The organism is Methyloceanibacter sp. (assembly GCF_035650995.1).
Classification (GTDB): domain Bacteria; phylum Pseudomonadota; class Alphaproteobacteria; order Rhizobiales; family Methyloligellaceae; genus Methyloceanibacter.
The window spans coordinates 1-3,297 of record NZ_DASRGO010000018.1; the positions used below are offsets into that span (position 1 = coordinate 1).

Annotated in this window: 3 protein-coding genes; all 3 read right to left on the reverse strand. The window is 64.2% G+C overall.

The annotated features are described in order from the left end of the window. Positions 1-13: 13 nt before the first annotated feature. Positions 14-751 carry a heme ABC transporter permease gene (locus tag VFB18_RS01235; RefSeq protein WP_324970458.1) on the reverse strand — a complete coding sequence of 246 codons (738 nt, stop codon included), beginning with the start codon at positions 749-751 and terminating at the stop codon, positions 14-16. A gap of 113 nt (positions 752-864) precedes the next feature. Continuing rightward, entirely contained in the window at positions 865-1,731 is an 867-nt protein-coding gene (locus tag VFB18_RS01240) for an efflux RND transporter periplasmic adaptor subunit (protein WP_324970459.1), read from the reverse strand. A gap of 204 nt (positions 1,732-1,935) precedes the next feature. Next, entirely contained in the window at positions 1,936-2,742 is an 807-nt protein-coding gene (locus tag VFB18_RS01245; protein ID WP_324970460.1) for a DUF1236 domain-containing protein, read from the reverse strand. Positions 2,743-3,297: the final 555 nt, after the last annotated feature.

The following is a 3,297-nucleotide window of genomic DNA, read 5'->3' on the forward strand; positions in this document are numbered from 1 at the left end:
AGATCGGGCATGCTCAAGCTCCGGCAAGCGCCATCTCCTCGATGCGCGTCCGCTGCAGCGCCTCGACGCGGCGGCGCAGGATCTCGGCGCGCATGGCGATCAGATGCAAAAGCACGAAGAGGAGCGTGAAGGCGACGGCCATGACGAGGAGCGGAACGAGAAGGGCGGGCGCAATGGTCGGGCCGCCCAGGCGGAACACGCTCGCCGGCTGGTGCAGCGTGTTCCACCACACGACCGAATAATGGATGATGGGGATGTTAACGGCGCCGACCAGGGCGAGGATCGCGGCGGCGCGGCCGGCGCGGCCCGGCTCCTCGATCGCGTTCCATAGAGCGATCAGTCCGAGATAGAGCAGAAACAGCACGAGCACGGAGGTGAGCCGCGCGTCCCACACCCAATAGGTGCCCCACATCGGCTTGCCCCACAGCGAACCGGTGAGAAGCGCGATGAAGGTGAAGGTGGCGCCGATGGGCGCCGCGGTCTTGGCCGACACGTCGGCGAGCGGGTGGCGCCAGATAAGCGTGCCGAGCGCGGAGACGGCGATCAGCATATAGCCGAACATGGCGAGCCACGCCGCCGGCACGTGGATGAACATGATCTTCACCGTCTCGCCCTGCTGGTAGTCGGGCGGCGCCACGAACAGCGCAAGATAAAGACCGAGCCCGAGCAGAATGAGCGTCGCCGCGGCAAGCCAAGGCAGGATGCGGCCCACGAAGGCAAGAAAGCGGGTCGGATTGGCGAGGCTGATCATCGGCTTGATCTAGTGGGTTTGGCCTTGAGTGGCAATGCGCGGAAATGGCGGGAAAGTTGATGGGCGCCTCCGTTGCACCGCTCAGGCATGCGTTACAACGAAGCCATCAGCCTCTACTCGGGCGTGCGGTTCGCTTCCAGGGTGACCGCGAGGCCGGGCCGGAGCAGCAGGTTGGGATTGTCGATCTCGACCAGCACTTCCATGGCTTGCGTCTGCGGATCAAATTCGTAGCCGCCGCCGGCGAGCTTTCCGGTCTGCGGCAGCGTCTCCCCGGTCGGCAGCGTGACCTTGACCTCGATGCGGTCGAGCGCGTCGCCGCGATTGAAGCTCTGTCCGGGCTCGAGAAGCTTCAAATGCTCGGCGTAGATCTTATAGGGCACGTAGGCCTTGATCAGGATCGGGTCGAGCTCGGAGATCGTGGCCATGGTGGTCTGCTCGTCGATGCGGGCGCCTTCGGCGACCGCCGGGCGGCTCATGACGCCGGCGAACGGCGCATAGAGCTTCGTGTCGGCGATCTTGATCTCGTCGCCCCGCACGGCAACGCCGGCTTCGGCGACCGCCGCCGCGGCGATATCCCTCTGCGCCTCGAGCTCCAGGCAATGCAGCTCTGAGACGACGTTCTTCTTGCACAGCTCCTTGTTCTTGTTCAGCGTCACCTCGGCGATGCGAAGCTCGGCCTCGGCGCGCAGGAGCTGCGCCTTGTCGCGCTCGAGCGCGAGCTCCTCCTTCTTCGAGTCGAGGGTGAACAGGAGCCTGCCCTTCTCCACATATTCGCCGGGCTTGAAGTGGATTTCGACGACCTGGCCGTCGAAGGGCGGGGCGATGTCGTTGGACCGCGCCGGCGCGACCACGCCTTTGAAGCCTTGATCGCCGGGATTGCCTTGGCCGGTGTCCTCGGCTGAAGCCGGAGACGCCGAGGCGCACAGCGAGGCGGCCGACAGCGCCACGGCGAAGGCGGTCATACGAGCGTTGGCCGTCATGAACTCTCCGCCTCCGCGGCGCCGCAACCGCCCCATTATGGAGAGAGGGAGCCTTGGGTTCAACCGGCGGCTGGTCATGCTTTGCGGAAATGCGCGGGCGAGATTGAGCGTCGCGAGCGGGAGGTCATTCGCCTCTCGGCACGCCAATGCAAAGAAGGGGCGGCCCGATCGGACCGCCCCTCGAGCACGCCTAAGTAAGAATGCTTAAGCGATGTTGGTGATGATCTCGACGACCTTGTGATTGCAGGAATCGACAAGGACGAGATCAGGCCCCCACAGGAAGTACTTCACTTCGCACCCCGTGCGGACATGGATCACGATGTCCGGGGGGAGGTCGTAGAGCGTGATGGTCTGCGGCACGACCACGCCGACCGAGACGGACACGGCAGATTTCTCAACCCTCGTGACTTTGGTCAGCTCTGTCCTGTTTTCCGTAAAATGCTGTCTTATGCGTTCAACGTCCTTGGTCTCGATGCTGGCGCTGGCCTCGGTTTTGGACTGACCGCCGGTCTCGGCTTGGCCGGATACGGTGCCGCCAGACTGTTGCGTCTCGGCCTTGGCACCAGCTTTGCCTTCAGTCTTGTCCTGCGAAGCCTGTCCCTGCATGGACTTGTTGGATTTCTCATCCGAGGCCTGACCCTGCTTGGACTTGTTCGGGCTAGTTTGATCCGAGGCATTGTTGCCTGAACCCGACGGCTCCGGGGCATTCTCGGCAGCCTTGCCTGCCTTCTTGCCGCCTTCGCCCGACTGGCCTTGCTGCTCCGCACTGCCGGCCGACTGTCCGGAAAGTCCGGGCTGCTCGCCTTTACCGGCCTCGCCCATATGCTGGCCACCCTTGGGACCGCCTTGCGCACCTGACTGCTCGCTCGACTGGGCCGCTCCCGGCGAGGCTGAAGGCATGCCCTCACTCGGGCCTGCCTGCGCGCCTTGGTCGGGGCTTGATTTAGGCTCCGCCAGAGCGCCGACGCTCGTCAGCACAAGGATGCTTGCGCTCACGAGGATCGCGTTCATTGCACGCCGCATTCGTTCGTCTCCTTCCAATTTTGGCCCGCCGTCTTAACCACAAGGCCAACGGCTGAATGACCCATCTGTTCCTTATCGCCGGCGGCTTGCCGGGATCGTACTACTCAAGCGATCAATATCCGTGGGGTGTGCAATTTCTGCGTCCACTCGGGCAGGATTCAACGCCTCGACGCTGGAAGGCGCGAGGTCATGTCAAAGAGCTTCCCCTCATGCCCTCGGGCTTGACCTGAGGTGAGGGGGATGGCGCGCCGAAAAGCGCAAACCTATGGTGTCCGCGCCTCCTTTCGGGAGACACGGCGGGCGCCTCTCGGCGCGCCAGCAAGCGCTCTTTTGAAGTGCGCTACCGCGCTTCGCGCTGCTTGAGCGCATAACGCAAGCTTCCGCGCACGCCGAAGCGCATGCTCATTTGCGGCGTCTTCCGGCTGCGGGCCCCGCTTCATCCCCGATCACGTCGGGGACTCTCAGCCAGCTCCTGGCAGGACCTCTTATTGGGTCCGGGGGGAGCTCCGGTGCCGCCCGAGTGCTCAATGCCGCGTGCATGAA

Coding starts and splice junctions, on each gene's coding strand:
- VFB18_RS01240 (WP_324970459.1), bottom strand. CDS start 1,731: ATGACGGCCAACGCTCGTATGACCGCCTTCGCCGTGGCGCTGTCGGCC.
- VFB18_RS01245 (WP_324970460.1), bottom strand. CDS start 2,742: ATGAACGCGATCCTCGTGAGCGCAAGCATCCTTGTGCTGACGAGCGTC.
- VFB18_RS01235 (WP_324970458.1), bottom strand. CDS start 751: ATGATCAGCCTCGCCAATCCGACCCGCTTTCTTGCCTTCGTGGGCCGC.